13 protein-coding genes and 1 pseudogene are annotated in these 15,455 nt (G+C 71.0%); 7 read left to right on the top strand and 7 right to left on the bottom strand.

Features of this window, described 5'->3' with window-relative positions; all coding sequences use genetic code 11:
- Positions 1–12: 12 nt before the first annotated feature.
- Together ACIP93_RS07235 and ACIP93_RS07230 are read right to left on the bottom strand one after the other, a co-directional pair.
- Positions 13–306, bottom strand: a complete 294-nt coding sequence (locus ACIP93_RS07235; RefSeq protein ID WP_345228789.1) for a DUF397 domain-containing protein — start codon at positions 304–306, stop codon at positions 13–15.
- Complete coding sequence (locus ACIP93_RS07230) at positions 303–1,193, bottom strand: helix-turn-helix domain-containing protein (protein ID WP_401756563.1); 891 nt, start codon at positions 1,191–1,193, stop codon at positions 303–305. The genes ACIP93_RS07235 and ACIP93_RS07230 overlap by 4 nt, the downstream gene beginning before the upstream one ends.
- Positions 1,194–1,725: 532 nt before the next feature.
- Between ACIP93_RS07230 and ACIP93_RS07225 the strand changes: the two genes are divergently transcribed.
- The 4 genes and pseudogenes from ACIP93_RS07225 to ACIP93_RS07210 all read left to right on the top strand — a co-directional run.
- Positions 1,726–2,037, top strand: a complete 312-nt coding sequence (locus ACIP93_RS07225; RefSeq protein WP_401756561.1) for a hypothetical protein — start codon at positions 1,726–1,728, stop codon at positions 2,035–2,037.
- A gap of 1,723 nt (positions 2,038–3,760) precedes the next feature.
- Positions 3,761–5,038: a thymidine phosphorylase gene (locus tag ACIP93_RS07220; RefSeq protein WP_345228786.1), complete on the top strand. Its 1,278-nt coding sequence runs from the start codon at positions 3,761–3,763 to the stop codon at positions 5,036–5,038.
- A gap of 187 nt (positions 5,039–5,225) precedes the next feature.
- Entirely contained in the window at positions 5,226–6,650 is a 1,425-nt protein-coding gene (locus tag ACIP93_RS07215; protein WP_401756559.1) for a hypothetical protein, read from the top strand.
- Between the two features lie 43 nt (positions 6,651–6,693).
- Positions 6,694–6,939, top strand: a pseudogene (locus ACIP93_RS07210) (STAS domain-containing protein); the annotation flags it as partial.
- A 33-nt stretch (positions 6,940–6,972) separates the two neighbouring features.
- On the opposite strand, the gene ACIP93_RS07205 reads toward ACIP93_RS07210, so the two are convergent.
- The 3 genes from ACIP93_RS07205 to ACIP93_RS07195 form a co-directional block, all read right to left on the bottom strand.
- Positions 6,973–8,127, bottom strand: a complete 1,155-nt coding sequence (locus tag ACIP93_RS07205) for a sigma-70 family RNA polymerase sigma factor (protein ID WP_401756557.1) — start codon at positions 8,125–8,127, stop codon at positions 6,973–6,975.
- A gap of 128 nt (positions 8,128–8,255) precedes the next feature.
- A complete protein-coding gene (locus ACIP93_RS07200) occupies positions 8,256–8,978 on the bottom strand; it encodes a L,D-transpeptidase family protein (protein WP_345228783.1) in 723 nt (240 codons plus the stop codon).
- A gap of 159 nt (positions 8,979–9,137) precedes the next feature.
- Positions 9,138–10,457: an MFS transporter gene (locus tag ACIP93_RS07195; RefSeq protein ID WP_401756555.1), complete on the bottom strand. Its 1,320-nt coding sequence runs from the start codon at positions 10,455–10,457 to the stop codon at positions 9,138–9,140.
- A gap of 62 nt (positions 10,458–10,519) precedes the next feature.
- Between ACIP93_RS07195 and ACIP93_RS07190 the strand changes: the two genes are divergently transcribed.
- Positions 10,520–11,509, top strand: coding sequence for a LysR family transcriptional regulator (locus tag ACIP93_RS07190; RefSeq protein ID WP_401756553.1), 990 nt, complete (start codon positions 10,520–10,522; stop codon positions 11,507–11,509).
- On the opposite strand, the gene ACIP93_RS07185 is transcribed toward ACIP93_RS07190, so the two are convergent.
- Together ACIP93_RS07185 and ACIP93_RS07180 are read right to left on the bottom strand one after the other, a co-directional pair.
- Positions 11,499–12,602 (bottom strand): calcium:proton antiporter, encoded by a 1,104-nt coding sequence (locus tag ACIP93_RS07185; RefSeq protein WP_401756551.1) that lies wholly within the window; start codon positions 12,600–12,602, stop codon positions 11,499–11,501. The two genes, ACIP93_RS07190 and ACIP93_RS07185, sit on opposite strands and share 11 nt — an antisense overlap.
- 174 nt (positions 12,603–12,776) lie before the next feature.
- Positions 12,777–13,520: an alpha/beta hydrolase gene (locus ACIP93_RS07180; RefSeq protein WP_345228779.1), complete on the bottom strand. Its 744-nt coding sequence runs from the start codon at positions 13,518–13,520 to the stop codon at positions 12,777–12,779.
- A 102-nt stretch (positions 13,521–13,622) separates the two neighbouring features.
- On the opposite strand from ACIP93_RS07180, the gene ACIP93_RS07175 reads away from it, so the two are divergent.
- Together ACIP93_RS07175 and ACIP93_RS07170 are read left to right on the top strand one after the other, a co-directional pair.
- A complete protein-coding gene (locus ACIP93_RS07175; protein ID WP_401756549.1) occupies positions 13,623–14,765 on the top strand; it encodes an adenosine deaminase in 1,143 nt (380 codons plus the stop codon).
- 164 nt (positions 14,766–14,929) lie between these two features.
- Positions 14,930–15,295, top strand: coding sequence for an ATP-binding protein (locus tag ACIP93_RS07170; protein WP_345228777.1), 366 nt, complete (start codon positions 14,930–14,932; stop codon positions 15,293–15,295).
- Positions 15,296–15,455: the final 160 nt, after the last annotated feature.

Here is a 15,455-nt window from a genome sequence, read left to right as displayed (position 1 = left end):
GTCGTCTTTGTGCTACCGGGTGTGGGGGAGGCCCGCGATGAAGGCCGTCCAGGCGGCGGCGTGGACGACGAAGGCGGGGCCGTCGGGGGTCTTGGAGTCGCGGATGGCGATTGCGCCGGGGAGGCAGGAGCCTTCGACGCAGTCGCCGCCCTGGCTATTGCTGTAGCTGGATTTGAACCAGTCCATGCCGCGCGTGGCCTCGGCGCAGAGGCGTGCGCCTTCGACGCAGGCACCGCCCTGGTCGTTGCTGTAGCTGGACTTGAACCAGTTGACGCCGCTCAGAGTTTCCGCGTTGGTGATCGTCACGTTCTGTGCTCCTCGATGGCTGTCTTGATCATGTCCATGGACTCCTGCGGCCCTGCGGCGAGTGCGCTGAGGTCCGCGAACGCGTCCTCGTACTGCTCGATGGCGTCATCTTGACGGATCACCCATGTGGACGCACGGTTCTCCAGGTAGACGAGGGGCTTCAGCGCCGCGCGTTCCGGGAAATGCAGCACGGAGAACTTCCCTTCCATACCAGGGGGTGCACCCGCTGCGAAGGGCACGACCTGCACCCTTACGTTGGGACGGGACTCCACCAGGTCCTCGATATGTGCCAGTTGTTCACGCATCAGGCGCGGCGATCCGACTGTCCGGCGCAGTACCGCCTCGTTAAGGATTGCCGTGTACTTGAACGGCGGTTTCTTGCGGTGCAATACCTCTTGCCGAGTTGTGCGGACGGTCACCAGCTTGTCCACTTCGTACGCGGAGAGCCCTTCGTGTACCGGCTTATAGATCGCGCGAATGTACGCCTCCGTCTGGAGCAGTCCGGGCACGAACTCCGCCTCGTACGTCTGAAGTACGGTCGCCGTCGACTCCAGTCCGAAGAACGCCTTCGCGCCGGGCTGGATGACCGGCCGGTACTCGGCCGACTGCCACCAGTCCTTCTTGGTCTTGGTCACGGTGGCGTACCCGACGAGTTGTGCTCGCAGCTCCGGATCGGCCCCGTAGATCTCGCAGAGGGCCATGACTTCCGCCGGTTCGACCGACGTGTTGTCGCCCGCCTCCAGTCGGGAGAGCTTGGACGGGCTCCAGATGAGCTTCTTGCACACCTGGCGGGCCGTGAGGTCCAGAGCTATCCGCAGGGAGCGGAGTTCGTTGCCGAGCTGAAGACGGCACAGGGTGGGCGTTCCCGCCTCCACGTCTGTGAGCATCTGCTGTCCCCTCTGCGTTGTGTTCAGTCTGCGGGGGAACGTCCCGCTGGTGCAAGGAACGTTCTGCGAAATCGTGGAACATCTCGCGAATTGGCGAGAATTGCCGCTCTGACCAGGTGAGTTGGCGTGTGGATTTGAGTGGTGAAATCCCTCGGATCCCGTTCCACGGTAGCGGTCCGGCTGCCACGCTTTCCGGAAGTCGCCTCAATAGGGCGGCAATTGGGCGGGTATTTTCGGCCTTGCTGCCGCACCCGCCACACCCGTGACTCGGGTGGTCGAAACGGAGAGGAAGCGGAATGAAGGCGTGGAGCGTCAATGACTCCGGCGAGGACAGTGCGGACGGCGAACCCCGGGCCCTGATGACCCTCCGGGTGTCCCGGGACTCGGGTCGGACGTGGTCGCCCGCCACCGTCGTTCGGGAGGGGGACCCGGTGGTGATCCTGGAGAACCCGGTCCGCTACCCGGACTGTCTGTGCGCCCGGTGCCTCGCGGGGCGTACGCGTCCGGCCCGTGCGATGCGGCCGGCAGTCTGATGCGCTGCACGGAACGGGCCGAGCTGCCCGGCGTACTGGTGAAGGCGGCCTCCGTGCGCTGCGGTGAGCCGTTGCACGACGGCTGGGTGCGGTGCGACCTGGCCGCGCACGAGGACGGCGACCACTTCGGGCTCGTTGACTCGCTGCACCGGGGGCATGCGCTCTGGGCCAAGTGGGGTGATGGTGACGTGGAGTTGGTGGAGCAGCCGGACTGTGACGTGGCCCAGCCCGCTCCCGCGCGTGACGGGTGCTGCCTCTTCGCCCGGCATCAGGGCGGGCACACGTGGGAGGCCGGGGGTGAGGAGCGGTGATTGATTGGCCCGGATCGGGTGTTGTGGGGGCCGTCCTCTTGTCCGGAGTGTGGCGCTTGCGGGGAGCCCGTCAAGGGCGCTCCTTCGTCGCGTCGGCTTCGCCGATGTCGCGTGCGCTCCACCCTTGACTGTCTCCCCTCCAGCGCTGGTTTCGTGGTGCGGAGGACGGCCCAGAAATGGCCCCGGAGGAGGCCGGGAAGCGGCCGTTCGCCGTTGCCGGGTGCGAGTGGGTGGGTGGGGGCGCCGGGAAGTGGTCCGGGTTGCTCGCTGCCCGTCGGCGGGTGGGTGGGGTGTCGGCTATGGGTGGCGGGTGCGTGCGCCTGATGCCGCCGGTGGGGGTGCGCCGACCTCAATGGGGCTGCCGGTCTGGGTTTCGCGGGTGCGGCACGCCGTAGGGCCGGTGCACAAGCTGGTGGCTGAGGTCAGTGGGTGGATTCAAAGAAGAAACGACAGGCATAGGTGTGCTGGGACGTATGCATTGGGCGCACATATCCGCAGCCGGCCCCTCTGCCTCCTGGCTTCCATCGCGCTCGACGCTCCGAAGGGAGAAGGACGTTCGTCCAAACAAGGGCGATCGGGGGGGAGTGGTTGATGGGGTGCCTGGCGCGGTGCGGAAACGGCCGGGGCGCGGTGGGGCATCGCAGAAGTGGGACACATCTGCGCTCATGTGTCCTATTCGCGGCCGACACGCGCCCGCAATTCCACTCGCACGCCCGCGTACAAAACCGCTCATGAACTGACTGGTCCCTGTTACTGGCCGGGCGGCTCAGGCAGCGCGGAGCGCAGCAGACGTGGAACACTTCTCATCGCGTTGTCCCATGTCCATCACGGTCGGAATGTGCCCGCAAGCCGGCTCCGTTATTCGTTCGTGCGGTGTAGGTGTCCTAGAAGTAGGACACTTCCGCGTCCATGTGTCCCACTTTTGGTGCGCACCCCCGCGAACCCACTCCGTCAAGCATCCTCCGGACCTGCCCATGCGGACCAGGCCCGGCACCGTAAAGGCACCTTCCGTCCGTATACACACACGAACCGGCCCATCCGCTGCTCCCTGTTGATGTATGCCCTCAAGTCCTCCGGGACATTGCACGCGGCGGGAGCCAGGATGCAGGGGGCAGAGCGGGTGGCGACATATGCGCCCAATGCATATGTCCCAGCACACCTTCACCCGCTGTTTCTCTTTGAAATGCACCCACTCACCTCAGCCACCAGCTTGTGCACCGGCCCTACGACGGCCCGCACCCGCGAAACCCAGACCGGCAGCCCCATTCAAGTCGGCGCACCCCCACCGGCAGCATCAGGCGCACGCACCCGCCACCACTAGCCGACACCCCACCCACCCGCCGACGGGCAGCGAACAGCTGGGACCGTTTCCCGGCGCCCCCCACCCACCCACTCGCACCCGGCAACGGCGAGCGGCCACTTCCCGGCCTCCTCCGGGGCCATTTCTGGGCCGTCCTCCGCACCACGAAACCAGCGCTGGAGGGGAGACAGTCAAGGGTGGAGCGCACGCGACATCGGCGAAGCCGACGCGACGAAGGAGCGCCCTTGACGGGCTCCCCGCAAGCGCCACACTCCGGACAAGAGGACGGCCCCCACAACACCCGATACGGGCCAATCGGTCACCCTCCGCCCCCACCGGCCAATTTGTTGCCTGCGTCGGCTTCCCACCCGGCGTGACGCGCGTAGATTGAGGCCGTACAGCCGTATCACCGGAAGGAAACCCATGGACGTCATCTCCGTCATCCGCACCAAGCGCGACCGAGGCGAGCTGAGCCCCGAGCAGATCGACTGGGTCATCGACGCGTACACGCGCGGCGCGGTCGCCGACGAGCAGATGTCCGCGCTGGCCATGGCGATCCTGCTGAACGGCATGAACCGCACCGAGATCGCCCGCTGGACCGCCGCCATGATCGCGTCCGGCGAGCGCATGAACTTCGACCAGTTGTCGCGCCCGACCGCCGACAAGCACTCCACGGGCGGTGTCGGCGACAAGATCACGCTGCCGCTCGCCCCGCTGGTCGCCGCGTGCGGCGCGGCCGTGCCGCAGCTCTCCGGCCGGGGCCTCGGCCACACGGGCGGCACGCTCGACAAGCTGGAGTCCATCCCGGGCTGGCGCGCGCTGCTCTCCAACGCCGAGATGCTCGACGTCCTGGAGTCGACGGGCGCGGTCATCTGCGCGGCCGGCGACGGGCTCGCTCCGGCCGACAAGAAGCTGTACGCGCTGCGGGACGTGACCGGGACGGTCGAGGCGATTCCGCTGATCGCCTCCTCGATCATGTCGAAGAAGATCGCCGAGGGGACGGGCTCGCTCGTGCTCGACGTGAAGGTCGGCTCCGGGGCCTTCATGAAGAACATCGAGGACGCGCGCGAGCTGGCGTCCACGATGGTGGGACTGGGCACCGACCACGGCGTCAAGACGGTCGCGCTGCTGACGGACATGGCGACGCCGCTGGGCCTGACGGCGGGCAACGCCCTGGAGGTGCGGGAGTCCGTCGAGGTCCTCGCGGGCGGTGGCCCGGCGGACGTCGTCGAGCTGACGGTCGCGCTCGCCCGCGAGATGCTCACCGCCGCCGGGCTGCCGGACGCCGACCCGGAGAAGGCGCTGCGGGACGGTTCCGCGATGGACGTGTGGCGGCGCATGATCCAGGCGCAGGGCGGCGACCCGGACGCGGCGCTGCCGGTGGCCCGCGAGCAGCACGTGATCAACGCCTCCGCGACGGGTGTCCTGACCAAGCTGGACGCGTACGCGGTGGGTGTCGCGGCCTGGCGTCTCGGCGCGGGCCGGGCCCGCAAGGAGGACCAGGTCCAGGCGGGCGCCGGCATCGAGCTGCACGCCAAGCCGGGCGACAAGGTCGTCGCGGGCCAGCCGCTGATGACGCTGCACACGGACACGCCGGAGAAGTTCGCGTACGCCATCGAGGCGCTGGACGGCGGCGTGCTGACCGCGCACGAGAGCACGGACTTCGTCCCGGCGCCGATCGTGCTGGACCGCATCGCCTGAGGCGGGACCGCGAACGCGGTGAGTGAGTGAGTGAGTGACGGGTGGGGCCGGTGCGGAAGCGCGTCGGCCCCACCGCGCGTTCCCCGGCATTTCAGGCTGACGGCCCTGCAACGCATACTCGCACGTACGCGTGTTCCCTTGCGGTACGCGCAATCGAACCGCACGCCGCCGTCGCAGGAGTACGCCCATGACCGTCGCGCCCCCGCCCCGGCGGACCGCGCAACAGCCCGCCGTACCGGCCCAGCGGAAGCCCGCGGACCCGGGGGCGGGCTTCGGCGCGGGACTGCGGAAGCGGCTGCCGCGGCAGCCGCTGCGGCCGTTGTCCCGGCTGGACGGGACGGACCGCGACGTGCTGTGGCTGTACCTGTGCGCGCGGATCGGGCTGTGGATCACGTCGTACGCGGTGGCGTGGGTCTTCCCGGGCGACAGCGAGGCGAAGGACGCGCCCTCGGCCCTGTCGCAGTGGGCCCGGTGGGACTGGACGCACTTCCTGCACATCGCGCAGGAGGGCTACTTCCCGGAGGGGACGGGCCCGGGGGAGGGGCCCGGCTCGGAGGGCTGGGACAACCGGGAGGCCTTCTTCCCGGGCTTCCCGCTGGTGCTGCGGGCGGTGCACGTCGTCGTCCCGGACTGGACGCTCGCCGGGCTGCTGATCTCGTTCGTGGCGGGCGCGGTCGCGGTGCTGGCGCTGGTGCGCATCGCGCGGCTGGGGATGCCGGGCGAGCGCACCGCTCTCGCCTCGGAGCAGCGGTCCACCGGCCGCGAGGGCGCTGCTCCCGGCCCGGGGCACGGCTCCGCCGCCCACCGGAGCACCGCTCTCGTTCCGGAGCGCCGTTCCAGTCCCCGCGGGAGCACTGCTTCCGTTGTGGGGCAGCGCTCTGCCCTCTTCCTCCTGCTCTCCCCGTGCGCGGTCTTCCTCGCCGCCGGATACACCGAGGCCCTCTTCCTGGCCTTCGCGCTGCCCGCCTGGCTGGCGGCGCAGAAGCAGCGCTGGCTGCTGGCCGGAGTCCTGACCGCCCTCGCCACCACCGTCCGCATATCCGGCCTCTTCCTCGCGGCGGCCATCGGCGTCCACTTCCTCATCACCGCCTGGCGGGCCCGCGAGGCCCGTGCCTGGCGTCCGCTCCCGTGGACCCTCCTGCCGGCCGTCCCCGCCCTCCTCTACAGCGGCTACCTCTTCCACCGGACCGGCGACTGGATGGCGTGGAAGAACGCCCAGGCGCGCGGCTGGTACCGCACCTTCCACCCGCCGTGGGAGGCCTGGAACACGACCTGGCACGCGGCCTTCGACGGGACGTACGGCACGGGTTACGCCTTCATGTGGCAGGCGGAGATGGTCGCGCTGCTGGCCGGCCTGGCCCTGCTGGTGGTGCTGGTGGCCCTGCGCCGCTGGCCGGAGGCCGTCTACATCGGCCTGAGCCTGTGGGCCCTCGCCACCTCCTTCTGGCTGACCTCGGTCCCCCGGGCCACCCTCCTGTGGTGGCCCCTGTGGACGCTGCTCGCCGCGTGGAGCGTGCGCAGGCCACGGGTGAAGGTGGCGTACGTGGCGCTGGCCGCGCCCCTGATGGTGGTGTTCGCGGTGTCGTACTTGTCCGGACGCTGGACGGGTTGAGAACGGGCCCGGCCCCCGCCACCGGCCGGAATCTCCGCTTCCGATGAGTTTCGGGGGGCCGCCGGGTCTAACCCCCGTGGAAGATGCGACGTACGAACCCATGGCGATTGTCGGTCCCGTCACCAAGGCCGATGTCCCGCTCCTGTGCGAGCGTCTGAGCGCCCGCCTGCTGCGGACCGGCGAGACCGAGCTGACCTGCGACGTCTCCGGGCTCACCGGACCCGGGCTCGCCGCCGTCGAGGCCCTGGCCCGGATGCGGGTGGCCGCCCGCAGGGCGGGGTGCCGACTGGTCCTGCGGCACCCCGGCCCCGAGCTGCTCGACCTACTCGGACTTGTCGGCCTCACCTTCGAGACCACCGGCAGCGGCACCGGCATTGTCAGCGGCACCGGCAGCGGCTCCGGGGGCCCCGGCTCCGGGAGCTCCCCCGGCAGCCGCGGCGGCGGCGAAGGCCGCTTCGAATCCGGAGATCCCCCCGGGAGCGGCGACCGGCCCGGGAGTGCCGTCGGCCTCGATCCGCTCCGGGAGGTCGAAGAGCGGGAACCACCGCTTCGTGTCCAGGAACGTGTTGATGTGCGCGATCCGACCCTCTGAGATCTCGATGACCTGGAGCGCCCAGGGCAGGAAGTGACCCTCGGGCGTCGGGTGGTACTGGGCGAAGGCGGGCGTGCCGTTGGCCACCGTCGCCAGCATCCGCGAGCCGTTGCACGCCGCGCCGTGCGTGAGCATGAAGCCGGTGATGTCCGCCGGCCCGACCAGCCACAGGTCGAACGGGGGCATGGAGAGCACGGCGTCCTCGTGCAGGAGGGCCGTCAGGGCCTTCATGTCGTAGCCCTCGAAGGCCGCCACGTACCGCTCCAGGAGCTTCTGCTGCTCCTCGTCCATCGGCTTGACGGTGTCGCCGCCGTCCGTCTTGGACTCCGCCAGCGTCGCCCGCGCCCGCTGGAGCGCGGAGTTCACCGAGGCGACGCTCGTCTCCAGGAGCTCGGCGACCTCGCTCGCCTTCCAGGCCAGCACCTCGCGCAGGATCAGCACCGCCCGCTGCTTCGGCGGCAGGTGCTGCAGCGCCGCCACGAAGGCCAGTCGTACGGACTCCCGCGCGACGGCGGTCTCCGCCGGGTCGGCGGCCGGGCCGATCACCCGCCCGTCCGGCACCGGCTCCAGCCAGACCGCCTCCGCGTGCGGGTTCAACTGGGCCTGGGCGAGCGGCTTGGGATCGGTGAAGTCCATCGGCCTCGCCCGCTTCTTGCTGCTGCCCAGCATGTCCAGGCACACGTTCGTCGCGATGCGGTACAGCCAGGAGCGCAGCGAGGAGCGGCCCTCGAAACGGTCCTGGCTGCGCCACGCGCGCACCATCGTGTCCTGCACGGCGTCCTCCGCCTCGAAGGCGGAGCCGAGCATCCGGTAACAGAATCCGGTCAACTCGGTCCGGTAGTCCTCCAGTTGTGCGTCCACACCTGGCGTCGCGACATCACTCACAGGGTCCACCCCACCCGCTCGTCCACCCACGTTCGAACTGTGCTGTGGACTTTACGGGAGGGGTCCGACAACGGGAGGGGCAAAGCCGCGAACTCGCCCCGCCCCGCGCCCCGTCGGGCCGGAACGGCTCAGGTTCCCGGCTTGCGCCCGTACACGAAGACGTTGCTGCCCTTCTTCAGCAGGCCCCAGTACTTCTTCGCGTCGCCCGTGCGCATGTTCACGCACCCGTGCGAACCGGGCGGCGCCGACATCGAGACGCCGACCGCGTGGAAGGCGATGCCCCCGTCGAAGAACTGCGAGTACGGCATCCGCACGTGGTAGAGCGTGGAGTAGTGGTTGATGCTGCGCAGGTAGACCTTCTTCAGACCGGTCCGCGTCTCGTACCCGTTGCGCCCCGAGCGGATCGGCACCGGGCCGTACGCGACCTTCTTGCCGTCCTGGATCCAGCTCAACTGCCGGGAGAGGTCGACGCAGGCGATGCGCCCCTTGTTGGTGGGGCACTTGCCGGCCGCGTTCGGGTTCTTCGCGGCGGCTCGCTGCTTGGTGATCGCGTCCATCGCGCGCCAGGTCACCGGGCCCGCGTAGCCGATGGCCGGGGTGATGCGGTTCTTCTGCTGGAAGCTGCGGATCGCCTTGCAGTCGGACGCCGACTGCTTGCCGTCGACCTTCAGCTTCAGGAACTTCTCGGCCTGCTTCTGGTACGGCCCGGTCTTGGCCGTGCACGAGGCGGCGGCCTGGGCGGGGGCGGCTGCCCCCACCGTCAGCGCCGCGGGGATCACCAGCGCGGTGATCCCCATGGCTATGCCCGTACGGGCGCGCAGCCCGGTACGCGTTCTCTTCGAGTCCCCCATGGACTTCTCCCTTTCCCCTGCCGTGCAGCACGCGCGTGCGTGCCGTACTGCACGTTTCTTGCCCGGTAGACGACGGGGGAAGCGAATCCGTTGTACCGGGAGGGGAGCTGGAGTGTCACGGCTTCGTGACAGCGCCCCAGGGGGCCGGAACGGTGCGGCTCAGGACCGCGCCGCCACGATCAGCGAGCGCCGCTCGACCCGGGCGCAGCGCGTCCCGTACAGCGTGATCCCCGCGACCCCGACGACCGCCAGCAGGCCGAGTGCGACCGTGGCCTGCCAGCCGCCCGCGTGGAACGCCACCGCGCCGAGGGTGCCGCCGACGCTGGAGCCCAGGTAGTACGCCGACTGGTACAGCGCGGAGGCCTGCGCCCGGCCGGTCTTCGCGGTGTGGCTGACCGACGAGGAGGCGACGGCGTGGCCGGCGAAGAAGCCCGCGGTGATCAGGACCAGTCCGGACAGGACGCCGGCGAGGGAGTCGGAGAGGGACAGCAGCAGCCCGAGCGTGGTCGTGGACACCGCCAGGTACAGCGCGCCGCGCCGCCCGGCGCGGGCCACCAGCTTGCCCGCCGCCGCGGAGGAGACCGTGCCCACCAGGTAGACGAGGAAGATCGAACCCACCACGCCCTGAGGCAGGTTGAAGGGCGCCTCCACCAGCCGGTACCCGATGACCGTGTAGACCGCGCCGAAGACGGTCATGAAGAGCGCCCCGATCGCGTACAGCCTGCGCAGCAGCGGATCGGAGAGGTGGGTGCCGACCGTCCGCGCGAGGGCCCTCGGGTTCAGCGTCCCGGGGCGGAAGTTGCGCGCCCTCGGCAGCAGCAGCCGGAAGACGACCGCGCACACCAGCGCCATCAGCGCGACGGAGGCGAGCGCCGCCCGCCATCCCCAGAGCTGCGCGACCCACCCGGTGACGATGCGTCCGCTCATGCCGCCGATGGAGTTGCCCGCCACGAACAGCCCGATCGCCGCGACGAGGGCCTTCGGCCGCACCTCTTCCGCGAGGTAGGCCATCGCCGACGCGGGCAGCCCGGCCAGCGCCGCGCCCTGCACGGCACGCAGCGCGATCAGCCACCCGACGTTCGGCGCCAGCGGCACGAGCAGCGCCACGACGACGGCCACCGCCAGGGAGTACGTCATCACCGTGCACCGGCCGAACCGCTCGGACAGCGCGCTCAGCGGCAGCACGAACAGGGCCAGCGCCCCGGTCGCCGCCGAGACCGTCCAGCTCGCCTGCGCGGCGGTGACGCCGAGCCCGGTGGAGATCGCGGGCAGCAGCGCCTGCGTGGAGTAGAGGAGGGCGAAGGCCGCCATGCCGGCCGCGAAGAGCGCGAAGCTCATCCGCCGGAAGCCGGGGGAGGAGGGCGCGAGCCGGGTGTCGGCGGGTTCACTCACCACAGGGGTTACTGAGGAATCAGAGGCAACGGGAGAATTGGCGCCCACAATGACAGGTATGGACGCCGTGGTACTGGCGGAAGGCATGCCTGAAACCTAGACCCGGCCTTCTCATGCGTCCAATGCACAGATCGGCGATAATCCATCCCATGCCGCATAAGCAGAGCTCACAGGGTCGGCTGTCACCGAGTAGTTACGAAGAAGACATCCAGCAGGTGCTCGCGCCGCGCCTCGCGCAGTTCGCGGCGGTCGCCCGCCACGAGCACGTGACCCGGGCCGCGCACGAACTCGGCGTGCCCCAGTCGTCGCTGTCCCGGGCGATGGTCCGCCTGGAGGCCGACCTGGACGTCGCCCTCTTCGCCCGCAAGGGCCGCACGGTCTCCCTCACCCCGGCCGGCCGCACCTTCCTGACCGCCGTCGAACGGGCGCTGGCCGAGGTGGAGAAGGCGGCGGACGCGGTACGGGCGGACGCGGACGCCACCACCGGCAAGGTCGCCTTCGGCTTCCTGCACACCATGGGCTCGGAGACCGTGCCCGCCCTGATCCGCGCCTTCCGCGCCGACCACCCGCACATCCGCTTCCAGCTCGTCCAGAACTACGGCGAGGCGATGCTGGAGCGCCTGCGCGCGGGCGACCTCGACCTCTGCCTGACCTCGCCCGTCCCCGAGGCCCCCGACCTGGTCGCCCGCCGCCTCGACGAACAGCGCCTGCGCCTGGTGGTGCCCGATGACCACCGCCTCGCCACCCGCAAGCGCGTCCGCCTCGCGGAGGCGGCGGAGGAAACCTTCGTCACCCTCGAACCCGGCTACGGCCTGCGCCGCATCACCGACGACCTGTGCGCGCAGGCGGGCTTCCGCCCGAAGGTGGCCTTCGAGGGGGAGGAGGCGGAAACCCTGCGCGGCCTGGTCGCGGCGGGCCTGGGCGTGGCCCTGCTGCCGCCGCCCGCCGTGGCCCGCCCCGGGGTCGTGGAGCTGACGGTGACGGCCCCGCGCGCGGCCCGCGAGATCGGCGTCGCCTGGCTGGACGGCCACCCGGACACGCTCCCGGTGGCCGCCTTCAAGCGCTTCCTGCTCTCCCGCCGGGGCCACATCCTCCCGCAGAACCCCCTGCTGGAGGTCGGCGGAACCGCTACGGACTGACGGCCAGCACCAGGTACGCGGCGAACAGCGACAGGTGCACCCCGCCCTGCAGGGGCGTCGCCCGCCCGGGCACGAAGGTCAGGGTGCCGACCGCCACGGTCAGCGCCAGCAGCACCATGTGGGTCGCCCCGAGCCCGAGCAGCAGCGGCCCCTCCATCCAGACCGACGCCAGCGCCACGGCGGGAATGGTCAGCCCGATGCTGGCCATCGCCGATCCGAGCCCGAGGTTGAGACTCGTCTGCACGCGGTCCCGCTTGGCGGCGCGCACCGCCGCGATGGACTCCGGCAGCAGCACCAGCAGCGCGATGATCACACCCACCACGGACGCCGGGAGCCCGGCCGCCTCCACGCCCTTCTCGATGGTCGGCGACACCCCCTTCGCGAGCCCCACGACCGCCACCAGGGACACGGCGAGCAGCGCGAGGCTGATCAGCGCCACCTTCGCGGGCGGCGGATCGGCGTGCTCGTCCTCGTCGATGACCTTGCCCTGCTGGGTCACGGGCAGGAAGTAGTCGCGGTGGCGGACGGTCTGCGTCACGACGAACAGTCCGTACACGAAGACGGCCGCGATCGCCGCGAAGACCAACTGGGTGGGCGTGAACTCGGCCTTCGGCGTGCTCGTCGTGAACGTGGGCAGCGCCAGGCTGAGCCCGGCCAGGGTGGCGACGGCCCCGAAGGCGGCCACGGACCCCTCCGGGTTGAACACCGCCACCCGCCGCTTGAGCGAGCCGACCAGCAGCGAGATGCCGACGATGCCGTTCAGGGTGATCATCACGGCGGCGAAGACGGTGTCGCGGGCCAGCGAGGCACTCTTCTCGCCGCCGTCGGCCATCAGGGTGACGATGAGCGCCACCTCGATGATGGTGACGGCCACCGCGAGCACCAGCGACCCGAACGGTTCGCCCACCCGGTGCGCCACCACCTCCGCGTGGTGCACGGCGGCCAGCACCGCGCCGCCGAGGAAGACGGCGAGCAGCGCGACCACGGGGCCGGGCATCTCCCGTCCCCACGAGAACGCGAGCAGGACGAGGGCGAGTACGGGCACGAAGGAGGCCCAGTGGGTCGGGCGGACACGATCGACGCTGGTGCTCATGGTGTCGAGGTTGCCAGAGGGACCAAAGTCCCGCCCCCGGCGCCCCTGCCGCACACACCGGACCGCGGCCCGGCAGGGGCGGGCGGCCCACCCCTGGCCGAAGCCCGGCGCCGGGCCCGCGCGGCCCACCCCGGCCGGGGCCCTCGGCCGGAGCCCTCGGCGGGGGCGCGCGGCCTACCCCTGGCCGAAGCCCGTCGCCAGGGGCATCCGCAGGCCCAGCGGCGGGGGCGCCGCCAACGCGTCCGCCAGCGGACGGGCGTAGGGGCGGCCGAAGAGCGAGCCCAGCACGAAGTCCGCGACCAGCGCCCGTACCTCCGCCCGGTGCTCCCGCAGCCCGTGGCCGTCCGAGTGCACCTCGAACCGGCACACGTCCCGGTTCGACTTCTTCGCCCGTTCCGCAAGACGGAACGACAGCTCGGGGTCCGCCCGCTCGTCGTTGGTCCCGTGCGCGATCAGCACCCGGCGCCCCGCCAGTTGCCGCACCGGTTCCGCGTCCCCGGCCGGCAGCCAGGGGGCCAGCGCCGCAACGGAGTTCACCGCCGCCGCCCCCGCCGCCCGCAGTGCCGCCCGGCCGCCCATGCCGACCCCGGTCAGGCACACCGGCACGTCCCCGTACCGGCGCACGACCTCCGCGACGGCCCATTCGGCGTCCGCCGCCAGCCGGGCGTCGCCGCCGTTCCACCCGCGCCCCCGGTAGCGCACCACATGGGCGACGAGGCCGTCGGCGGCCCCGGCGAGGGCCACCTCGCGGGCCAGCGAACGTACGGACGCGTGGGCCCGTGCCGAGGGGCCGCGCGTCGACTCCGGTTCCCCGGCGGGCAGTACGAGTGCCACGCCCGCGACCCGGCCGCGGGACCCGCCGGGCCCCACCGCCCGCCCCAGCCGGGCGGTCGGGCCCGGCTCGACTTGCTGTGTCATGACAGAACAGTCGCAGAACCCGAGGGGCTCGCCACCCTCCCGCACGGTCACTGTTACGTATCGACCGGCACCATCTACGCGCGTAGGGGCTACAGTGCCTCAATGACGAGCCAGACCACTCAGCACAACCCCGGCCAGCCGCTCCACACGCCCACCCCGGACCAGATCCGCCGGGCCCCCAAGGTGCTGCTGCACGACCACCTCGACGGCGGCCTGCGCCCCGGCACGATCGTCGAGCTCGCCCGCGAGGCCGGTTACGACAGCCTCCCCGAGACCGAGGCCGACAAGCTCGGCATCTGGTTCCGCGAGGCCGCCGACTCCGGCTCCCTGGAGCGCTACCTGGAGACCTTCGCCCACACCTGCGCCGTCATGCAGACCCGCGAAGCGCTCTTCCGGGTGGCCGCCGAGTGCGCCGAGGACCTCGCCGAGGACGGCGTGGTGTACGCGGAGATCCGGTACGCCCCCGAGCAGCACCTCGAAGCCGGCCTCACCCTCGAAGAGGTCGTCGAAGCGGTCAACGACGGCTTCCGCGAAGGCGAGAAGCGCGCCCGCGAGAACGGCCACCGCATCCGCGTCGGCGCCCTCCTCACCGCCATGCGGCACGCCGCCCGCGCCCTGGAGATCGCCGAACTCGCCAACCGCTACCGGGACCTCGGCGTCGTCGGCTTCGACATCGCGGGCGCCGAGGCGGGCTTCCCCCCCACCCGCCACCTCGACGCCTTCGAGTACCTCAAGCGCGAGAACAACCACTTCACCATCCACGCCGGCGAGGCCTTCGGGCTCCCCTCCATCTGGCAGGCCATCCAGTGGTGCGGCGCCGACCGCCTGGGCCACGGCGTCCGCATCATCGACGACATCGAGGTCGACGCGGCCACCGGCGCGGTGAAGCTCGGACGGCTGGCCGCGTACGTACGGGACATGCGCATCCCGCTGGAGATGTGCCCCACCTCCAACCTCCAGACCGGGGCGGCCGACTCGTACGCCGAGCACCCGTTCGGCCTGCTGCGCAAGCTCCAGTTCCGGGTCACGGTGAACACCGACAACCGTCTGATGTCCGGCACCAGCATGAGCCGCGAGTTCGAGCACCTGATCGACGCTTTCGGCTACACGCTCGACGACATGCAGTGGACGACCGTCAATGCGATGAAGAGCGCTTTCATTCCTTTCGATGAACGACTCGCCATGATCAGCGAGGTCATCAAGCCCGGTTATGCCGAACTGAAGTCGGAGTGGCTCTTTCGGTAAGCCCGTCTGACCAGCGGTTCTGTCATCGGAAAGAACCGATCTCACGCCTTTCACAATCGGCCGGGAACATCAAGCCTCGGCCGATTGGAGGTGTTTGCGGGGTGCGGAAAGCTCTGACTAGCTTGCAGGGCCGCTCATTCCCCCCTTTCTGAGGACGTTTTTCCATGAAGCAGTCTGCTGCCAAGACCCTCGGTGCCGCCGCTCTCGGCGCCGCCTTCGTCGCCGCTGCCGCCGGTACCGCCGGCGCCGCCGTTCCGGCCGCCCCGGACGTGGCCGCCGCGCTGGGCGCGGTCACCCAGGCCCTGCCGGTCGACCAGGTGGCCAGCAAGCTCCCGGCCGGCGGCCCCGAGGCTCTGAAGGCAGGCCAGGAAGCGCTCGGCAAGAGCGCGATGACCGCCCCCCAGACCGCCGACAAGGCCCTCCCGCAGGTCATGCCGAACGGCGAGGGCCAGGACCCGGTCAAGGGCCTCCTGGGCGGCCTGCCCACCCAGGGCCTGCCGACCGGCGCCCTCCCGGGCCTCGGCGCCTGATCCGCCGCACCCGGGCACACGACAAGGGGCGGGGCGCCCCCCGGGGGGGGGCCCCCCCCCCGGCCCCCCGGGGAAGGAACCGGGGGCGGGCCCGGACGGCCCCCCGGGGGCCCGGGGGGCTTGGGGGTGGTATCGCCCCGCCGGGCTATACACACCCCGC

The organism is Streptomyces sp. NPDC088745 (assembly GCF_044751045.1).
In the GTDB taxonomy this organism is placed as follows: Bacteria; Actinomycetota; Actinomycetes; order Streptomycetales; family Streptomycetaceae; genus Streptomyces; species Streptomyces cremeus.
Note: the sequence above shows the minus strand (reverse complement) of the source record. Positions and strands in the feature narration are given on the sequence as shown.